14 protein-coding genes are annotated in these 18,341 nt (G+C 67.6%); 5 read left to right on the top strand and 9 right to left on the bottom strand.

Annotated elements, in window-relative coordinates:
- The first annotated feature begins 27 nt into the window (after nt 1-27).
- The gene (locus F7D01_RS09760; protein ID WP_215227395.1) at nt 28-1,896 is read left to right on the top strand and encodes a biotin carboxylase N-terminal domain-containing protein; all 1,869 of its coding nucleotides are present in this window, start codon (nt 28-30) and stop codon (nt 1,894-1,896) included.
- Between the two features lie 83 nt (nt 1,897-1,979).
- Here F7D01_RS09760 and F7D01_RS09755 read toward each other — a convergent pair whose 3' ends face one another.
- A complete protein-coding gene (locus tag F7D01_RS09755; protein ID WP_215227394.1) occupies nt 1,980-3,266 on the bottom strand; it encodes a multidrug effflux MFS transporter in 1,287 nt (428 codons plus the stop codon).
- 106 nt (nt 3,267-3,372) lie between these two features.
- On the opposite strand from F7D01_RS09755, the gene dinB reads away from it, so the two are divergent.
- On the top strand, nt 3,373-4,512 hold the full coding sequence (gene dinB / locus F7D01_RS09750; protein ID WP_251566710.1) for a DNA polymerase IV: 1,140 nt from the start codon (nt 3,373-3,375) through the stop codon (nt 4,510-4,512).
- A gap of 7 nt (nt 4,513-4,519) precedes the next feature.
- On the opposite strand, the gene F7D01_RS09745 is transcribed toward dinB, so the two are convergent.
- The 8 genes from F7D01_RS09745 to F7D01_RS09710 all read right to left on the bottom strand — a co-directional run bounded on the left by F7D01_RS09745 (nt 4,520) and on the right by F7D01_RS09710 (nt 14,291).
- The gene (locus F7D01_RS09745) at nt 4,520-5,020 is read right to left on the bottom strand and encodes an NUDIX domain-containing protein (protein WP_215227393.1); all 501 of its coding nucleotides are present in this window, start codon (nt 5,018-5,020) and stop codon (nt 4,520-4,522) included.
- Nucleotides 5,008-5,631: a 6-phosphogluconolactonase gene (locus F7D01_RS09740; protein WP_215227392.1), complete on the bottom strand. Its 624-nt coding sequence runs from the start codon at nt 5,629-5,631 to the stop codon at nt 5,008-5,010. The genes F7D01_RS09745 and F7D01_RS09740 overlap by 13 nt, the downstream gene beginning before the upstream one ends.
- 77 nt (nt 5,632-5,708) lie before the next feature.
- Entirely contained in the window at nt 5,709-6,170 is a 462-nt protein-coding gene (locus tag F7D01_RS09735; protein ID WP_215227391.1) for a Dps family protein, read from the bottom strand.
- A 115-nt stretch (nt 6,171-6,285) separates the two neighbouring features.
- Complete coding sequence (locus tag F7D01_RS09730) at nt 6,286-6,837, bottom strand: hypothetical protein (RefSeq protein ID WP_215227390.1); 552 nt, start codon at nt 6,835-6,837, stop codon at nt 6,286-6,288.
- Between the two features lie 6 nt (nt 6,838-6,843).
- On the bottom strand, nt 6,844-9,354 hold the full coding sequence (ligD, locus tag F7D01_RS09725; protein WP_215227389.1) for a DNA ligase D: 2,511 nt from the start codon (nt 9,352-9,354) through the stop codon (nt 6,844-6,846).
- Entirely contained in the window at nt 9,347-9,829 is a 483-nt protein-coding gene (locus tag F7D01_RS09720; protein ID WP_215227388.1) for an MgtC/SapB family protein, read from the bottom strand. Before F7D01_RS09720 ends, ligD begins: the two co-directional genes overlap by 8 nt.
- Entirely contained in the window at nt 9,829-10,680 is an 852-nt protein-coding gene (locus F7D01_RS09715) for a Ku protein (protein ID WP_215227387.1), read from the bottom strand. Before F7D01_RS09715 ends, F7D01_RS09720 begins: the two co-directional genes overlap by 1 nt.
- A gap of 56 nt (nt 10,681-10,736) precedes the next feature.
- Nucleotides 10,737-14,291 carry a hydantoinase B/oxoprolinase family protein gene (locus F7D01_RS09710; protein WP_215227386.1) on the bottom strand — a complete coding sequence of 1,185 codons (3,555 nt, stop codon included), beginning with the start codon at nt 14,289-14,291 and terminating at the stop codon, nt 10,737-10,739.
- A 163-nt stretch (nt 14,292-14,454) separates the two neighbouring features.
- Here F7D01_RS09710 and F7D01_RS09705 point away from each other — a divergent pair, with 163 nt between their 5' ends.
- Genes F7D01_RS09705 through F7D01_RS09695 form a run of 3 tightly spaced genes read left to right on the top strand, consistent with a single transcriptional unit; the run spans nt 14,455 to nt 18,325 of the window.
- The gene (locus tag F7D01_RS09705) at nt 14,455-14,973 is read left to right on the top strand and encodes an RNA polymerase sigma factor (protein WP_215227385.1); all 519 of its coding nucleotides are present in this window, start codon (nt 14,455-14,457) and stop codon (nt 14,971-14,973) included.
- A gap of 38 nt (nt 14,974-15,011) precedes the next feature.
- A complete protein-coding gene (locus tag F7D01_RS09700; protein ID WP_215227384.1) occupies nt 15,012-15,959 on the top strand; it encodes a FecR family protein in 948 nt (315 codons plus the stop codon).
- Nucleotides 15,956-18,325: a TonB-dependent receptor gene (locus F7D01_RS09695; RefSeq protein WP_371819584.1), complete on the top strand. Its 2,370-nt coding sequence runs from the start codon at nt 15,956-15,958 to the stop codon at nt 18,323-18,325. Before F7D01_RS09700 ends, F7D01_RS09695 begins: the two co-directional genes overlap by 4 nt.
- The last annotated feature ends 16 nt before the right edge of the window (nt 18,326-18,341 follow it).

Genomic DNA, 18,341 nt, shown 5'->3' with positions numbered 1-18,341 from the left:
GCGCTCGGGCGGGCTAGCCAGCGTGCCATGTTCGAAAAGCTCCTGATCGCCAATCGCGGCGAGATCGCATGCCGCATCATCCGCACCGCGCGCGCCATGAATATCGCCACCGTGGCGGTCTATTCCGACGCGGACGCCAGGGCGCTCCACGTCCGGCAGGCGGACGAGGCGGTGCATATCGGCCCCTCGGCGGCGTCCGAAAGCTATCTGGTGGGGGAGAAGATCATCGCCGCGGCGAAGGAAACCGGGGCGCAGGCGATCCATCCGGGCTACGGTTTCCTGTCGGAGAACGCCGACTTCGCGCAGGCGGTGCAGGACGCCGGGCTGATCTGGGTCGGCGCGCCGCCCGCCTCGATCCGGGCGATGGGGCTGAAGGACGCCGCCAAGAAGCTGATGCGCGAGGCGGGCGTGCCGGTCACCCCCGGCTATGACGGCGACGACCAGAGCCCCGCGCGGCTGAAGCAGGAGGCCGACGCGATCGGCTATCCGGTGCTGATCAAGGCGGTCGCTGGCGGCGGCGGCAAGGGGATGCGCAAGGTGGATGCTGCGGAGGACTTCCTCTCCTCGCTCGAATCCTGCCGCCGCGAGGCCAAGGCCAGCTTCGGCAATGACGACGTGATCCTCGAAAAATGGATCACCTCGCCCCGCCATATCGAGGTGCAGGTGTTCGGCGACAGCCACGGCAACCATGTCCACCTGTTCGAACGCGACTGCTCGCTCCAGCGCCGCCACCAGAAGGTGATCGAGGAAGCGCCCGCGCCGGGCATGGACGAGGCTACGCGCGAAGATCTGTGCGCCGCCGCCGTGCGCGCCGCCAAGGCCGTGGATTACGAGGGCGCGGGCACGATCGAATTCATCGCCGACGCCAGCGAAGGCCTGCGCGCCGATCGCATCTTCTTCATGGAAATGAACACCCGGCTCCAAGTCGAGCATCCGGTCACCGAGGAGATCACCGGGGTCGATCTGGTGGAATGGCAGCTTCGGGTGGCGTCGGGTGAGCCGATCCCGAGGAAGCAGGAAGAGCTGAGCATCGACGGCTGGGCTATCGAGGCGCGGCTCTATGCAGAGGACCCGGCGAAGGGATTCCTGCCCTCGACCGGGCCGCTGCATCACCTCGATCTGGGCCACGAAGGTCGAATAGAGACTGGTGTCGAAGAGGGTGACGAGATCAGCCCGCATTACGACCCCATGGTCGCCAAGCTGGTCGCGTGGGGCGAAACCCGCGACGATGCCATAGACCAGCTGATCGCGATGACCGACGGTGTCGAGATCTGGCCGGTGCGGACCAATGCAGCCTTCCTGGGTAATGCGCTGGGCGAGGACGATTTCGCCGCTGCCCGGCTCGATACCGGTTTCATCGAGGCGAAAGGCGACGCGCTGCTCGCCGATCCCGAGCCCGACGACGCGATTCGCGCCGCCGCCGCCGATATCGCACTGCTGGCCGCGGGGGCCGGCGAAGAGCCGATGGCGGGCTTCCGTCTCAATCGCCCTCGCCGCCTGTCGGTCGCGCTGGGTCGAGGCGGTACGTTCGAGGTCGTCGACCCGGCCGAAGCCGCTCCGTTCGAGCCTTTGCCGGGCTTCGCCGACGATGAGCGCGTGGTGGTGTTTGCGGACGGCCAGGCGCACGAATTCGACCTCGCCGAACGCGGCGGCGGCGCGGCGGCGGCGGGAGACGGTGCGATCGTCGCTCCCATGCCGGGCAAGGTCATCGCGGTCGATGTGGCGGACGGCGACAGCGTCACCGCGGGCCAGCGGCTGATGGTGCTCGAGGCGATGAAGATGGAGCACGCGCTCACCGCACCGTTCGACGGGACCGTGACCGAACTCTCCGCCAGCGAGGGTGGGCAGGTGCAGGTCGATGCGGTGCTAGTGATGGTGGAGCCGGTGGCGGAATAGAGCCCACCCCCAGCCCCTCCCGCATGCGGGAGGGGAGCGAGGCTTGCCAGCTTGCTGGCTAGCCGCATCGGGGTGGGCCTGAGCTACCCCTGCAGCTGGTCGTGCACCGCGAGATATTTCCTCGCATCGCGCGGGCGGCGGAACAGCTTTCCGCGCTCGCTGAACAGCACCAGGAACAGGCTCAGCACGCTACAACCGACCAGCGCGATCGCCAGCGGCAGCGCGGTGCCATCGTACAGCTGCCCGATCGCGATGCCGAGCAGCGCGCCCAGCACCATGCGGATGAAGGTCTGGACCGAACTGGCGCTGCCCGCGGTATGCTCGAACGGCTGCATCGCGATGGAGCCGAAATTGGCACCGGTGAAGCCGAGCAGGCACAGATTGCCCGCCATCAGCGGCACGAACAGCCACAGCGATCCGGGCGCGAGCAGGGCGGCGGCGAGCTGCAAGCAGGCGATGGCGATGAAGGTCACGAGCGCGGTGTGGCTCACCCGCCGCGCGCCGAACCGCTCCACGATGCGCGAATTGACGAAGCTGGAGACGGCCAGCGTCGAGGCGGTCGCGCCGAAGATCAGCGGAAACGCCTCGCCCGCGCCGAAATGCTCGCCGATCAGCTGCTGGGCCGAATTGATGTAGCCGAACACCGCGCCGAAGGTCAGCCCGCTGCTGAGCACGTAGCCGATCGCGGCGCGCGTCTTCAGCGTCAGCGGGAGGGTGTGTAGCACGCTGCCGATATCGATCGGCTGGCGATCCTCTGGGCTGAGCGTTTCGGGCATGTGCCACGCCGCGAAACCGCAGATCAGCGCGGAGAGCACGGCGAGCATCACGAACACCCACGGCCAGTCCGCCAGCTCCAGCACCGCCTGCCCCACGCTGGGCGCGAGCACCGGCACGACCATGAAGATGATGAAGATCAGGCTGAGCAGCCGCGCCATCGCGTCGCCTTCGAACCGGTCGCGGATGATCGCGGCGGGCAGCACCACGATCCCGGCAGTCGCGAAACCCTGCAATCCGCGCAGCGCCAGCAACGCGGGGAAGCTGGGCGCAACCGCGCAGGCGAGCGAGCACAACGCGTAGAGCCCGAGGCATACGAACAGCACCGGGCGGCGACCGTACCGGTCGGCGAAACTGCCCGGCACCAGCGCGCCCAGCCCGTTGGCGAGCAGGTACACCCCGACCACAAGCTGACGCTGGTTGGGATCGGCAACGTCGAAAGCCGCCGCGATCTCGTCCAGGGCGGGCAGCATCGAATCGATCGCCAGCGCGTTGAGACTCATCAGGCTGGCCATCAGCACCACGAACATGCCGCGCGAGATCGACCGGCCGGTGCCGAGCGAGGAATGGATGCGGGTGTCGGGGAGGGTCGCCATGCCATCGCCCTTGCCCCTGCAAACCGCGTGTGGGAACCCCTTTTCGCAGGTGCAGCATAAAGCGGCGCTTCTTCCACCATCTCGGTGCGACCGCTAGAACGCGGATGTGAGCGATCCGCAGCCCATTCCCGACCAGGACGACGAAGAGCGCGAGGCCGACGGCCTGCGCAAGATCATCCATGTCGACATGGACGCCTTCTTCGCCAGCGTCGAACAACGCGACAATCCAGAGCTGCGCGGTCGCCCCGTCGCCGTCGGCGGGTCGAGCGGGCGCGGCGTCGTCGCCGCCGCCAGCTACGAAGCGCGCAAGTTCGGCGTGAAGAGCGCTATGCCGTCCGTCACCGCGAAACGGCTGTGCCCCGACCTGATCTTCGTCAAAAGCCGCTTCGACGCCTATCGCGAGGTCAGCCGCCAGATCCGCGCGATCTTTCACGCCTACACCCCGCATGTCGAACCGCTGAGTCTGGACGAGGCCTACCTCGACGTGACCGAGGATCTGCAGGGTCTCGGCACCGCGACCCGCACGGCGCAGGCGATCCGCCGCCGCATCCGCGAGGAGACGCAGCTGACCGCCAGCGCGGGCGTGTCCTACAACAAGTTCCTGGCCAAGCTGGCGAGCGACCAGAACAAGCCCGACGGCATCTGCGTGATCCGCCCGGGCGAGGGTGCGGCCTTCGTCCAGTCGCTGCCGATCCGGCGCTTCCACGGTGTCGGCCCGCGGGCGGAGGAGAGGATGCAGCGGCTCGGCATCGCGACCGGGGCCGATTTGGCGGAGAAGGACACCGCCTGGCTGCGCGCCCATTTCGGCAGCTTCGGCGACTATCTCTTCCGCGCCGCGCGGGGCATAGACCTGCGCCCCGTGCGCACCAACCGCATCCGCAAGAGCGTGGGCGGGGAACGGACCTTTTCCGAAGACCAGTCGCATCCCGACGAACTGCGCGAGACGCTGGAGCGGATTATCGACATCGTGTGGGACCGGATCGAGCACAACAAGGCGCGCGGTCGCACGGTGACGCTGAAGCTGAAATACACCGATTTCCGCATCATCACCCGCGCGCAGTCGCTGGGCGATTATGTGGCGGACAAGGCGCAGTTCGCGGGCGTGGCGCGCGACCTGCTGGAGGCGCAACTGCCGCTGCCGCTGCCGATCCGGCTGATGGGACTGACGCTGTCCAACCTCGAACGCGATGCGGGGGCGGAAGCAACGGAGCGCAAGCACGACGACGCGCAGCTCTCGCTGCTGTAAGCTACACTCAGTCCGGCGCGGTCCGCTCGCGATAGAGCCGCAGGCGCGATTTCGACAGGGGCAACATGGGTTCGGGCAGCCCTGCGAGCGGGAAAAACGCATGCTCGGCGATCTCGCGCCGGTCGGGCGATACCGCGCCGTCGACCCGGGCGGCGAAGATATGCGCGGTATGCGTGGTCCCCGCCAGGTGCTCTTGCGTGCAGGCGATCTCGCGCAGGTCGATCAGGTCGACCTTCAACTCCTCGCGCATCTCGCGCCGCGCCGCATCCTCGGGCCGCTCACCCTTGTCGATCCCGCCGCCGGGCACGGCCCAGTCTCCGGAGCCGTAGGTATGGCGCACCAGCAGAACCTGGCCGGCATCGTTAAGGACGATCACCGCCACCCCGTTCAGATCGGGCTTCGCCACGCGGCGATAGATGCGCCGGATGCGGTAGGCGACGCGCAGCCCGGCGCGATGGAGCGGCGCGGGCAGGACCCGTCCCGCCAGATCCTCGATCAGGCGAAGCACGTAACCGGCTGGCGCGCGGCGGAAAGCAGGCGCGCGACCGGCAGATCGTTCTCCCCCGCCAGCGCCGCTTCGAACACGGCCCGCTTGTCCGCCGAACCGCCGAGCGTGAAGACGATCTCCTCGCTCGCCAGCAGGCTCGGCAGCGTCAGCGTGACGCGGTCGAACGGTGCCTCTGGCGGCAGCGGATCGGGCGTCAGCCGCCGGATCGGGGCGCTTTCCGACACCTTGGGATCGGTATTGGGGAACAGCGAGGCGGTGTGCCCGTCCGCCCCCATGCCGAGCCAGGCGAGCGCGAAGCGCGGCACCTGCTCCATCACGGTAAGCGTGACCACCTCGGCCCCGACCGGCTCGAATATCGCACGCAGCTTGCCGGTGTTGGAGGCCGGGTGATCTTCCGCCACCACGCGATCGTCGTTCGGCCACACGGTCACGCGCGACCAGTCCAGATCGTGCGTCACCAGCCTTTCCATGATCGGGAACGGGGTGGTGCCCCCCGGTACGGTGATCGCGATCGGCGCGCCGTCGCGTTCCAGCTCGCGGGCCAGGCGGCGGGCGATCCAGCGCGCGATCTCTTCCGGCGTCGCGCCGCCGATGATGTCGGGAGTGGTCATGGCCGCGTCCTAGACGGCAAAAGGCCGCCGGGGGCAATCCCCACGGCGGCCAATCGCTTTACCAGCGGTGCAAAGCATTACTTGAGCGTCTGGCGCAGGAACCAGCAACGTTCCTCCGCCATGTCGGTCCAGTCATCGAGCAGACCGTCGGTGGCATTGTCGTTCGCCTTGTCGCACAGGTCCTTCAGGCCCTTCAGCCGCTTCACCATCGCGGTGTTGTCGGCGAGCAGTTCCTTGACCATCGTGTCCGCATCAAGCGTCACGTCGTCCTGGTCCTTCACCTGCGTGTTCTTGGCAACCGACCCGACCGAGGTCAGGGTGATCTCGTCCAGCTTGCGCACCCGCTCCGCCACGACGTCGATCTGGTCGCGGATTTCGATCGCCTGCTCGTCGAACAGCAGATGGAGGTCGCGGAAACGCGGCCCCGCGAGGTGCCAGTGGAAATTCTTGGTCTTGATGAATAGCGCGATGTGATCGGCGAGAAGACGGTTCATCTCCTCCGCCAGTTCCTTGCGTGAATTGTCGCCTGCTGCGGCCATGTCGGTTTCCTTCTTCGTGTCTGATTGCGTCCCGTCGGATTACATATTCAGAACGCCCGGATGGTGATCGCGTTTCATGCAGAGCGATAATGAGTTCGATCGCCTCAATCGATTGTCACGCCAATCCACGCGCTGACAATCCGATCACCGCAGCGCCCAGCAGCACTAGCCCGGACAGCACCAGCCGGATTGCCCGCAGCGGTGCCCGCTCCAGAGTCACGCCCGCGGCGTGGCCGACGTTCAGCGCCAGCCCGCCACCGAGCGCGGCCCCCGCAGCGACGAGCCACGGCAGGGCGGTCGCCGCGGCCAGCGCGAAGACGAGGAAGCGGCCCGCATCGGTGATCTGGCGCGCGAGCAGTACGACGAACGCGGCAAACGCGGAATGCGTCGGCTCCTTCGGCCCGCGCTCGCGGTTGGGCCAGGCAAGTTCGAATGCGGCGGCGACCAGCGCGAAGGCGACCAGCATCGGCTTGCCCGGTCCCGCCAGCCGGTCGGCGATCGCGGCCCCCGCCCACGCCATCGCGCTGGCGGAGACGACCGCTGCAATCCAGCCCGCGACCATCACGGCGGGGCCGGTGCGTCCCGCCAGCCGCGCGACCAGCACTTGATCGCGCGCGCCGAGCGACAGCAGCAGCACGCCGGCGAACCCGAACAGGAAGGATGACATGCGGGCTCAGATATCGGGCAGGTGCTGATCGGCAAAGCCCCAGCCCGCGAGGGATTTGGACTGCGCACGGTCGAGCAGCGTCTTCGCATCGCCGATATGGAAGCGGGCGGCGGTCTTGGTCTCCTTCAGTTCGCCCCACGCGATCGGCGCGGCAACCGGCGCGTTCTCCCGCGCGCGGGCCGAATAGGGTACCACCGCCGTGCTGCCGCGCTGGTTACGCAGCCAGTCGATGAAGATCTTCCCCTTGCGCTTCTCCTTGCTCATCGTCGCGACGAAGCGATCGGGCTCCGCCATGCTGAGCGCCTCGGCGAAGCGCTTGGAGAAATCCTTGTGCTCCGCCCAGGAATGCCCGGTGGCGAGCGGCACGATGACATGCACGCCCTTGCCGCCCGAAAGCATGGCGAAGCTGGTGAGCCCGATCTCCGCCAGCCGGTCGCGGATGTCGCGCGCGGCGCGCTTCACTTCCTCGAAATCGAGGCCCTCGTCGGGATCGAGATCGAAGATCATCCGGTCGGGTTTCTCCACCGCGCTGGATCGTGCGCCCCAGCCGTGGAACTCGATCGTGCCCATCTGGACGCATTGCAGCAGCCCGCGCGCGTCCTCGACATAGAGATAATCCTCGCTCCCGCCGTCCTTCTCCTTGATCGGGACATGCTTCACCCCGTCGCCGAAGCCGCCGCTGTTGTGTTTCTGGAAGAAGCACTTCTTCGCCCGGCCCTGCGGACAGCGCACCAGGCTGACCGGGCGGCGGCCGACGAAGGGGAGCATGATCGACGCGACGGCCTCGTAATAGTCTGCGAGGTCGCCCTTAGTCTCTCCGCTGTCGGGGAAGATCACCCGGTCGCGGCTGGAGATTTCCACTCCGGCGGCCGCGTCGGGCGTGGAAGAGGGCTTCTCGGGCGTCACATCCTGCGCATCCTTGTCGCCGCGCAGGCCGAGGAAGCTGGCGTGCCGCACCTTCCCGTCGGCGGTAAATTCGGCAAAGGCGATCTCGGCCACCAGCCGGGGCGTCAGCCAGGTGACCTTGCGACTGCTCGCCTTGTCGACCTCGGCGGGCGGGGTCTTGCGCTCCAGTCGACCCATCCTGCCCGCCAGGTCTTCCAGCGTGTCGCTGTCGAAACCGGTGCCGACATTGCCGCGATAGGTCAGCTCGCCGTCTTCGTGCTGCGCCAGCAACAGCGAGGCGAAGGGCCGCCCCTTGGCGGAACTCGCCTTGTAACCGATGATCACGAATTCCTGTCGCCGCGTGCATTTGACCTTCACCCAGGCCTTTGTCCGGCTGCCGGAGTAGCGCGCCTCCACCTTTTTCGAGATGATGCCTTCCTGCCCCGCATCGCACATCGCGCGGTAGAGCTTCTCGCCCGCGCCGATCACATGCTGCGCGACGTGGACCGGCGGCTCAGCGTCGATAAGCAGCGCCTCGAGCCGCTCCTTGCGCTCGATATTGGATAGCGGCGCGAGCTTCTCGCCATCGAGTTCGAGCAGGTCGAATGCGTGCAGTTCCAGCGCGTCGTCTTCCCCTTGCGAACCGTGCCCGCGCTTCAGCACCTGTTGCAGCGTGGAAAAATCGGGATTGCCCTTCGCATCGGTGGCCACGATCTCGCCGTCGATCAGGCACGGCGGCAGGTCGAGCGCGGCGATCGCCTCGGCCAGAGGGGCGAACTTGTCGGTCCAGTCCTTGCCGGACCGGGTATAGACGGTGACCTTGTCGCCCGACGCGGCGATCATAGCGCGGTACCCGTCGAACTTGATCTCGTGCATCCAGCCGTTCCCGGTCGGCACGGTGTCGACCAGCGTGGCGAGCTGGGGCTTGCTGAATTTCGGCGGTTTGCCGGATTTGCGCGAAGACTTCGCGGTCTTGGCCTTCGTGTTCCGGCTGGCCTTTTTCATCTGCGCGGCGAAGGCCTCGTCGCTCTTGTCCTCCAGCGAGAACTCCCCGTCCTCGTCCGCCGCGATTTCCGCCATGGAACGGCCCGACGCGACGCTGGTCAGCTCGCGATCGACCAGCGCGTCGCCCTCACCCGCATATTCGTCGCCGATCTTGCGCAGCAGCCAGTTCTCGCGCTTCTCGTTCCCGCGCGGCTTCATCCGGACGAGCAGCCACTCGCCCTTCATCCGCTCGCCATGGAGCACGAAATGCAGGTGACCGTCCTCCAGATCGGCGGCGCTCTTGCCCTCGATCGGTTCCCACGTCCCGCGGTCCCACAGCATCACGGCGCCGCCGCCATATTCATCCTCGGGAATGTTGCCTTCGAAATCGGCGTAGGACAGCGGATGGTCCTCGGTCCTGACCGCCAGCCGCTTGATATCGGGATCGGGCGAAGGCCCCTTCGTCACCGCCCAGCTCTTGAGCACGCCATCGACTTCCAGCCGGAAATCCCAATGCAGCCGCGTCGCGTCGTGCTTCTGCACAATGAAGCGGTTGCCCGCTCCCTCGCCCCGCTCGCCCTTCGGCTCGCGCGTCCTCCGGAAGTCGCGCTTCCTGTTGTATTCGGCGAGCGGGTCGGCCTTAGCCATTACGGTCGTCCCTCAATCGTCGGCGTTCGCGGCCCAGCGGTTCGACCAGCCGCAGCAGGGTCAGCATCACCAGGCTGATGACCGCGCCCACCATCACCAGCGGCCACTGGCCCGCCCCGCAAGCGATGCCGATCACCGCGGCGAGCCACAGATTGGCGGCGGTGGTGAGATTGTGGACCTGCCCGCGGCTGAACACGATCAACCCTGCCCCGATAATGCCGACGAAGGCCCCGGTCGCTTCGTATACGCGCAGCGGGTCCATCCGCACCCCGCCCAGCGTGTGGTAGAGCCCGATCGCACTGACCGTCATCGCCGAAGCCGCGACGCAGACCAGGCCGTGGGTCCGCATCCCGGCCGAATGCCCCCGCAATTCGCGGTCGAGCCCCAGAAGCAGGCCGAGTACCGCCGCGACTGCGATCCGCGCGATCAGATTGGCATCGAACCAGCCGGAAAGGATCGGCGGATTGAGTTCCATCAGGCGCTCTTTTTCTTTCGGATCGAGGGACCGCTCGCCTTTTTCTTCTTCGCCGGCTTGTCGTCGTCGACCGATTTTTTGAGCGCGGCCATCAGGTCGATTACGTTCCCGCCGCTGCCGGAGCCGGGTTCGTCGACATCTTCGATAATCGCCTTCTTGGTCTTGGACTTCGCCTTCTTGTCTATCAACTTCTTGAGGGCGTCGGCATAGCGGTCGTGGAACTCGCTCGCATCGAAGGGGGCGGTCTTCTTCTCGATCAGCGTTTCGGCCAGGTCGAGCAGTTCCTTGTCCGGCTTGTCGTCGCCGATCTCGCCGAAGAAGGACTGGCCCTTCCGCACCTCGTCGGCATAACGCAGCGTTTCCAGCAACATACCCTTGCCGCAGGGTTTGAGCGCGACGAGCTTCTCCTGCCCGCGCACCGACAACTGGCCGAGCCCGACCCGGCCAGCGCCGCGCAAGGCCTCGCGCAGGACGATGAACGCCTCCTCCGCCAGATCGTCGGCGGGGACAACGAAATAGGGCTTTTCGAAATAGAGCGGGTCGATCTCGCAGCTCTGGACGAACTGGACCAGCTCCAGGGTCTTCCTGCTCTCGACCTTGACCGATTCGATCTCCTCGTCCTCCAGCAGGACGTAATTGTTCTTCGACAGCTCGTACCCGCGGATGATGTCGTCGCGATCGATCGGGCCGACGCCCTCGACCACCTTTTCGTAGGAGATGCGTTTGCCCGTCGGTTCGTGGATCTGGTTGAACGAAACGCGCGCGCCGGACTTCGCGGCGGAATAGATTTCCACCGGGATCGAAACCAGCGCCAGCCTGATCTGCCCCTGCCAATATGCGCGTGCCGCCATGCTCGTCCCCTGTTCTTTCAGGGGAGTCAGCGATTCAGCGCGGGATTGGTTTCGCGTCAGCTATCGGGCGCGCCGAAGCCTCCGCCGCCGGGGGTCAGGATGACGAAGCTATCGCCCGGCTGCATCTCGGCCGAGCCGGTCGCGCCCAGCTCCTCCACCGAACCGTCGGCGCGCTCGACCCAGTTTCGACCCGGCTGCGCATCACCGCCGCCCGCAAGCTCGCGCGGCGCGATCTCGCGGCGGTTGGCGAGGATGTTGGCGCGCATCGGTTCGAGGAAGGTCACGCGTCTTTCCACCCCGTCGCCGCCCCGGTGCCTGCCCGCGCCGCCCGAGCCGCGCCTGACGGCGAAGCGGTCAAGCCGCACCGGCAGCCGCGTCTCCAGGATTTCGGGATCGGTCAACCGGCTGTTGGTCATATGCGTCTGCACCGCCGCCGTCCCGTCATGATCCGGACCCGCGCCCGATCCGCCGGCGATGGTCTCGTAATACTGGTGCCGCTCGTTGCCGAAGGTGAAGTTGTTCATTGTGCCCTGGCTGGGCGCGAGGCGCCCGGTCGCCGCGAACAGCGTGTCGGTGACCACCTGGCTGGTTTCGACATTCCCCGCGACCACCGCGGCGGGCGGTCGGGGATTGAGCATCGACCCTTCCGGCACGACCAGCTCGATAGGCCGCAGGCAGCCGTCGTTCATCGGGATGATATCGTCGATCAGCGTGCGCACGACATAGAGCGCGGCGGCGCGGGTGATCGAACGCGGAGCGTTGAAATTGCCGGCCAGCTGGTCGCTGGTGCCGGTGAAATCGAACACCGCCGAACGCGCGTCGTCGTCGACGCGAATCGCCACGGTAACCTGCGCGCCGTTGTCCATCGGGTAAGTGAATTCGCCGTCGCGAAGCCCGCCTAGCAAGCGACGCACCGATCCTTCCGCATTGGAGAGGACGTGCCCCATATAGGCGGTCAGCACCTCGGCCCCGTGCTCTTTGGCAGCGCCGCCCAGCAATTGCGAGCCACGGGTACAGGCCGCGAGCTGGGCGCGCAGGTCCGACAGGTTGCGCGAGGGCTGGCGCGCCGGCCATTTCGCATCGGCCAGCGCGGCGCGGATCGCGTCCTCGCGCAGTTCGCCATCCTCCGCGATCAGCAGGTTGTCGATCAGCACGCCCTCTTCCTCGATCCGCGTGCTGTCTGGCGGCATGGAGCCAGGTGCGATCCCGCCGATATCGGCATGGTGCCCACGTGCGGCGACGAAGCCATCGGGCGTCTCGCTCCCCTCCCGCCAGAACACGGGCACGATCACGGTGATATCGGGCAGGTGCGTGCCGCCGCGATAGGGATCGTTCAGCGCATAGGCATCGCCGCGCCGCATTCCGCGCCCGTCCGCTGCGTCGCCCCGCGCCTCTATGATGCGGCGGATCGAATCCCCCATGCTGCCCAGATGCACCGGGATATGCGGCGCATTGGCGATCAGCGCCCCTTCCGCGTCGAATATCGCGCAGGAGAAATCGAGCCGTTCCTTGATGTTCACGCTGGTGGCGGTGGACTGCAGGACCAGCCCCATCTCCTCCGCGATGACCATGAACAGGTTGTTGAAGATCTCCAGCCGCACCGGATCGGCGGCGGTGCCTTCCGCGCGCCGGTCCGGTCGTGCCGCGACGCGGGCGAGAACGAGGCTGTTGTCCTGGGTCAGCCGCGCTTCCCAACCGGGCTCGATCACGGTGGTGGAGCCGGGATCGACCACCAGCGCGGGGCCGACCACGGGCTCCCCTGAACGCATGTCCGCGCGCTCGACCGTGGGCCATTCGCCGCTTGCCTGGCCGCCGACTGGTAGCGCTTCGGGCTCCAGCCCGGCGAGGCCGCCGACCGTCCCCGTCGCTTCCACACTCAGCGCTTCGAGCAGGATCGGCGCGGCGGCATCGCTATAGCCGAATTGGGCGCGGTGCAGATCGCGGAACGCCGCGTCCATCCGGGCCGGATCGGTGCAGTCGAGCGTCAGCGTGCTGTCGCTGCCCTCGAACCGCAGCCGCGCCTTGGGCGTGAGTTCGATCGCTTCCTCTGGCACGCCCTGATCGATCAGTGCCGTGCGCGCCTCGCCCTCCAGCGCGGTGCGTTCGGCAGCGAAGCCCTCCGCCAGCGATCGCACCACGCTGCGCTCGCGGATCGCCTTCACCGGGGCCAGGCCGATGCCATAGGCGGAGAGCACACTGGCAAGCGGATGGACCAGCACGGTATCGATCCCCAGTTCATCCGCCACGCGCGCCGCATGCTGGCCGCCCGCCCCGCCGAAGCAGGCGAGCGCATACCGGGTGACGTCGTGCCCGCGCGCGACGCTGATCTTGCGGATCGCGTTGGCCATGTTGTCGATCGCGATGGCGAGGAAACCTTCCGCGATCTGCTCCAGCGGTAACGGCTCGTCCATTCCCGCCGCGATCGCCTCCAGCCGGGCGCGCGACGCCCCCGGATCGAGCGGTGAGGCCCCATCCTCCCCGAACACCTCGGGGAAGAAGGCCGGGTCGAGCCGCCCCAGGAACAGGTTGCAGTCGGTTACCGTCAGCGGCCCGCTCTTGCCGTAGCAGGCCGGACCCGGATCGGCCCCGGCGCTACCCGGCCCGACGCGGAAACGCGCGCCGTCAAAGGCGCAGATCGAGCCGCCGCCCGCCGCAACGGTATGGATCTTCATCGCCGGTGCCGCAACGCGCACGCCCGCGATCACCTCGTCGCCGGTCAGCTCGTACTCGCCCGCGTAATGGCATACGTCGGTGCTGGTCCCGCCCATGTCGAAGCCGATCAGCCGATCGTGCCCCAGCGCCCGCGCCGAAGCGACCATCCCAACCACGCCGCCCGCCGGACCCGACAGGATCGCGTCCTTGCCGCGAAACGCGCTCGCCGCAGCGAGCCCGCCATTCGACTGCATGAAGGCGAGCCGCCCGTGCTCGGGCAGTCCTGCGCGCAGTCCATCGACATAGCGATCGAGCACCGGCGAGAGATAGGCGTCGACCACCGTCGTATCGCCGCGCGGAACCAGCTTTATCAGTGGTGCGACCTCGTGGCTGACGCTGACCTGCGCGAAACCCAGCTCGCGCGCGATCCGCGCTACCAGCCCCTCGTGATCGGTGTAGCGCCAGCCATGCATCAGCACGACGGCGAGCGCGTCGAACCCGTCATCGCGCAGCGCCTCCAATTGCGCGCGCACCGCGTCCGGGTCAGGCGCTTCCAGAACCGTTCCGTCCGCACCGACCCGCTCGGCGATCTCGATCACGGTCTCGGGCAATTGCTCCGGCAGGACGATGTGGCGTGCGAAGATATCGGGCCGGGCCTGGTTACCGATCCGCAGCGCATTGGCGAAACCGCGCGTGGTGGCGAGCGCCAGACGCTCCCCCTCCCGCTCCAGCAGGGCATTGGTCGCGACGGTGGTGCCGATCCGCAGCTCCGCAATCGGAGCCTCGCCGTGTTCGGCCATCAGCCGCCGGACCGCCTCGCTCGCCGCGTCGTCGTAACGCTCCGGGTCTTCCGACAGCAGCTTGTGCGTGACCAGCCGCCCGCCGGGCGTCGTCGCCACGACATCGGTGAAAGTCCCCCCACGGTCGATCGCGAAGCGCCATGCCTTGTCCTGTGCCATGCCCCCTTCCCTCGCATTCGAGCACCCGAATGGAAAGGTCCGGGTACAGAAGATCAAAGCACCCGCGACCGGCGCGCCGAAATTTGCTATTCCGACCCGCCCGCCAAATGGCTATTGGGCAGCGACCCAAATCCGCCCCTCATCCTACTATCCGCGTGCGCCCATGTCTCGATCATCAGCGCTGGAGACGGAATTCGCAGCCAATCGCGCCAAACTGCTGCGTTTCCTGGTTGCGCGAGGGGCCGGTGACGCAGCGGAAGATCTGGTCCAGGAATTGTGGCTGAAGCTTTCGCGCACGGGCGACCCTGCGGCGGCCGCTTCCCTCGGCTACATGATGCGCGCAGCCGATCGCCTGATGATCGATCGCTTTCGTTCGGCGCGCCAGGCGGTGCTTCGCGATACGAGCTGGGCCGCCTCGCAACCCGGTTTCGCCGAACGGACCAGCGCCGAACCGTGCGCCGATCGCGTCATCGAAAGTCGCCAGCACGCGCGCCTGGTCGCAGCGGCACTGAACGCGATCTCCCCGCGCGCCGCCGCCGTGTTTCGCCGCCACCGCATCGACAATGTCTCGCAGCGGGAGATCGCGGACGAATTCGCGATCAGCCTCAGTACCGTGGAAAGCGACATGCGGATCGCGGGCCGCGCGATCCTGGAAGTCAGGAGGCAAATCGATGAGGGGTGAGCCGATCGTCTCCGTATTGCGTACAGGAGGAGCCGCCCATGCAGGCTGACGACGAGATGCGCGAGACTGCCCTGGACTGGGCGATCCGGACCCGCGACGCCGGGTTCGAGGACTGGGACGGCTTCACGCTGTGGTTGGAGCGCGATCCCGCCCACGCGCGTGCCTATGACGCGATTGCCGCGGACCTCGACGCGGCAGCCGAGGCGCTGCGGGATGGGCCGGACGGCGAGGACGCGGGGATCGTCGCGGCCAACGATGACGACGATCGCCCCACAGCGCCTGTCTGGAAGCGCCGCTGGTTCGCGCCCGCCCTTGCCGCATCGCTCGCGCTGGTGGCATTCCTCGGCTTCTGGCAACGACCGGAAAGCGGGGACCAGCTCTACGTTACGGCTCCGGGCGAGACGCGGCAGATCGCGCTTGAAGATGGCAGCACGATCGAACTCGCGGGGGACACGCAGGTTTCGCTCGACGCAGAGAATGCGCGCGCCGCCCGGCTCGATCACGGGCAGGCACTTTTCCGCATCCGCCACGACGCGGCCAACCCCTTTCGCGTGCTTGCCGGCAAGGATACGCTGGTCGATGCCGGGACGGTGTTCGATGTGCGGCTCGGTCCGGAAAGTCTGGAGGTCGGCGTTGCCGAAGGTGCGGTGATCGTCAATCCGACCGGTCAGCGGCTGGAGCTTGCCGCGGGTCGCCACCTGACGCGCATCGACGATACGTACACGGTCAGCGCGGTCGCGCCAGGCGAAGTAGGCGAATGGGCGCAGGGTCGCATCACCTTCCACGAGGCGACCCTCGCCCGGATCGCGGCCGACCTGTCCCGCGCCACCGGGACACCCTTCACGGCGGCAGGAGAAACCAAGCAGCTTCGGCTTTCCGGCAGTATCCTGGTCGAGCCGGTCCGCGACGATCCGCGCGCGCTCGAGCCCCTGTTGGGTATCCGCGTGACACGCGACGGGCAGAACTGGAAGCTTTCGGCAGAGTGAGACTGCGCTGCATCTGGTTCTTGTGCGCCGCCCTGGTGGCGCTCGGCAGCACGGCTGCCATGGCGCGCAAGGCCGACCTGGCCGTCCCGGGCGGAACGCTGTCCGAGGTCGCGATCGCCGTCGCGCGCAAGACCGGTAGCAGCATCGTCATCGCCGACCGCGCGGTGGCGCGGCGCAGGGTGGCGGGGGTGCACGGTCGGATGGACGCAGCCGCCGCGGTGGACGCCATCGCACGGCGCAATGGCCTGAAAGCGGTCCGGGTCGGAACGAACGCATGGCGGCTCGAGGCCCGCGATCCCCCACCCCCGGCGAAACGCCAGCCTCGCCAGAGCAGCAGACAGATGCCGCCACCTCCTCCGCCCATCGTGCAGGAGATTACCGAAGGCCCACCGATCATCGTGATCGCCAGCAAGCGCGAGTCGCGCCTGCGCGATCTGCCGGGGCAGGTCTCCCTGCTCGACGGTCAGAGCCTGGAACTGGGTGGGGTCGGCGGGACCGAGAAGATCGCACAACGGATCGCGACCGTCAGTTCCACCTATCTGGGCAGCGGGCGCAACAAGCTGTTCATTCGCGGCATCGCCGATTCCAGCTTTACCGGCCCCACCCAGGCCACCGTCGGGCAATATCTGGGCGATCTGCGCCTGAGCTACAACGCGCCCGATCCCGACCTGCGCCTGTCCGACATGGAGCGGGTCGAGGTGCTGGAGGGGCCGCAGGGAACCCTTTACGGGGCCGGATCGCTCGGCGGCATCATCCGTCTGGTCCCCAATGCCCCCGAATTCGGCGAGACGACCTTCTCCGCGATCGTCGGGGGCTCGGCGGTCAGCCACGGCTCACCGGGGTTCGACACACATGCGACATTGAACCTGCCCGTGGCCGCGGGGGCGGCTCTGCGGCTGAACGGCGATCTGGTTTCGCAGGGCGGCTATATCGACAAGCCCTATCTGGGTCGGCGCGATGTGGACCGCACACGGATCGCGGCAGGTCGGGCGGCCCTGCGCGTGGAACTGGCCCCCGACTGGACGATCGACCTGCTGGCGCTGGGGCAGGATACCGATGCCCGCGACAGCCAGTATGCGGACCGCGACAGCGGCGGTCTGGTCAGTTCGGCACGCGTGCAGGAGGGAGCACGCGCGACCTACGGTCACGGCCAGATCGTGATCTCCGGCCGGATCGGTGCGGTGCGGCTACGATCGTCCACGGGCGTGGCGGGGCAGAACCTGCGCGAACGCTACGACGCCACTTGGCCGGGCGACCCGGCGCGGCTGTTCGTTCAGAACAACGACACCCGGATGATCGCGAACGAGACACGCGTCTGGCAACCGCTGGGCGAACGCTTCGGCTGGCTGATCGGGGGCAGCTTCCTCCACAACCGTACCCGGCTGACCCGCTCGCTGGGCACGGACGGTGCATCGATGGTGAGCACGGGCGTGCTCAATACGATCGACGAACTGACCGGCTATGGCGAGGCGAGCCTGCGCCTGTTCGGTCCGGTCATCGCGTCGGCCGGGCTGCGCGCGACCCGGGCGCACCTGGGCGGGGCGGGCGAGGACGTCGCCCCCCAACTCGCGCTCGCCGGGCGCGAGATCACGGCGCGCCGCGACGAGACCGCTTATCTGCCGTCGGCTTCGCTGCTGGTCCAGGTGGCACCCCGCGGGCGCATATATGCGCGCTACCAGGAGGGGTTCCGGCCCGGCGGCCTGGCAGTTGCGGGGGCGTTCGTCAGCCGGTTCCGGTCCGATCATGTCTCCACGATGGAGATCGGCGGGGCCATCGGCGAACCGGGCCGGGGCACGTTCGATCTGGCCGCCAACCTGTCCTATACCGACTGGCATAACATCCAGGCCGACTTCATCGACATCACCGGTCTGCCTACGACCGCCAATGTCGGCGATGGCAGGATTTGGGCGGTGAGCGTTTCGGGTGGCGCGCGCCTCGCGCCGCGCCTGAAGCTGGAATTCGGGGCCAGCTACAACGACAGCCGGGTTGACGAGCCGGTCTATGCCAACGCCGCGCGCCTGTCGCAAATCCCCAATATCGCGCGCTTCTCGGGCCGCCTCGCCCTGCAATGGAGCCACGATCTGACGGACGATCTGCGGCTCGATGCAAGCGGGCGGGTCAACTATATCGGCCCGTCACGGCTTGGCGTGGGTCCCGATCTGGGTGAGTTGCAGGGCGACTATCTTGACACCGGCGTCCTGGTGCGCGTGGGAGGCGACCGGTTCGGCGTGACCGCCTCCATCAGCAATCTGGCAGACACGCGTGGCAACCGCTTCGCGCTCGGCACTCCGTTCGCCACCGGTCGCGAGCAGGTCACGCCGCTGGAGCCGCGAACGGTGCGGATCGGGTTCGACGCGCGGTTCTGAACGCGGCCGGAAAGAA

The organism is Erythrobacter sp. 3-20A1M (assembly GCF_018636735.1).
In the GTDB taxonomy this organism is placed as follows: Bacteria; Pseudomonadota; Alphaproteobacteria; order Sphingomonadales; family Sphingomonadaceae; genus Alteriqipengyuania.
Note: the sequence above shows the minus strand (reverse complement) of the source record. Positions and strands in the feature narration are given on the sequence as shown.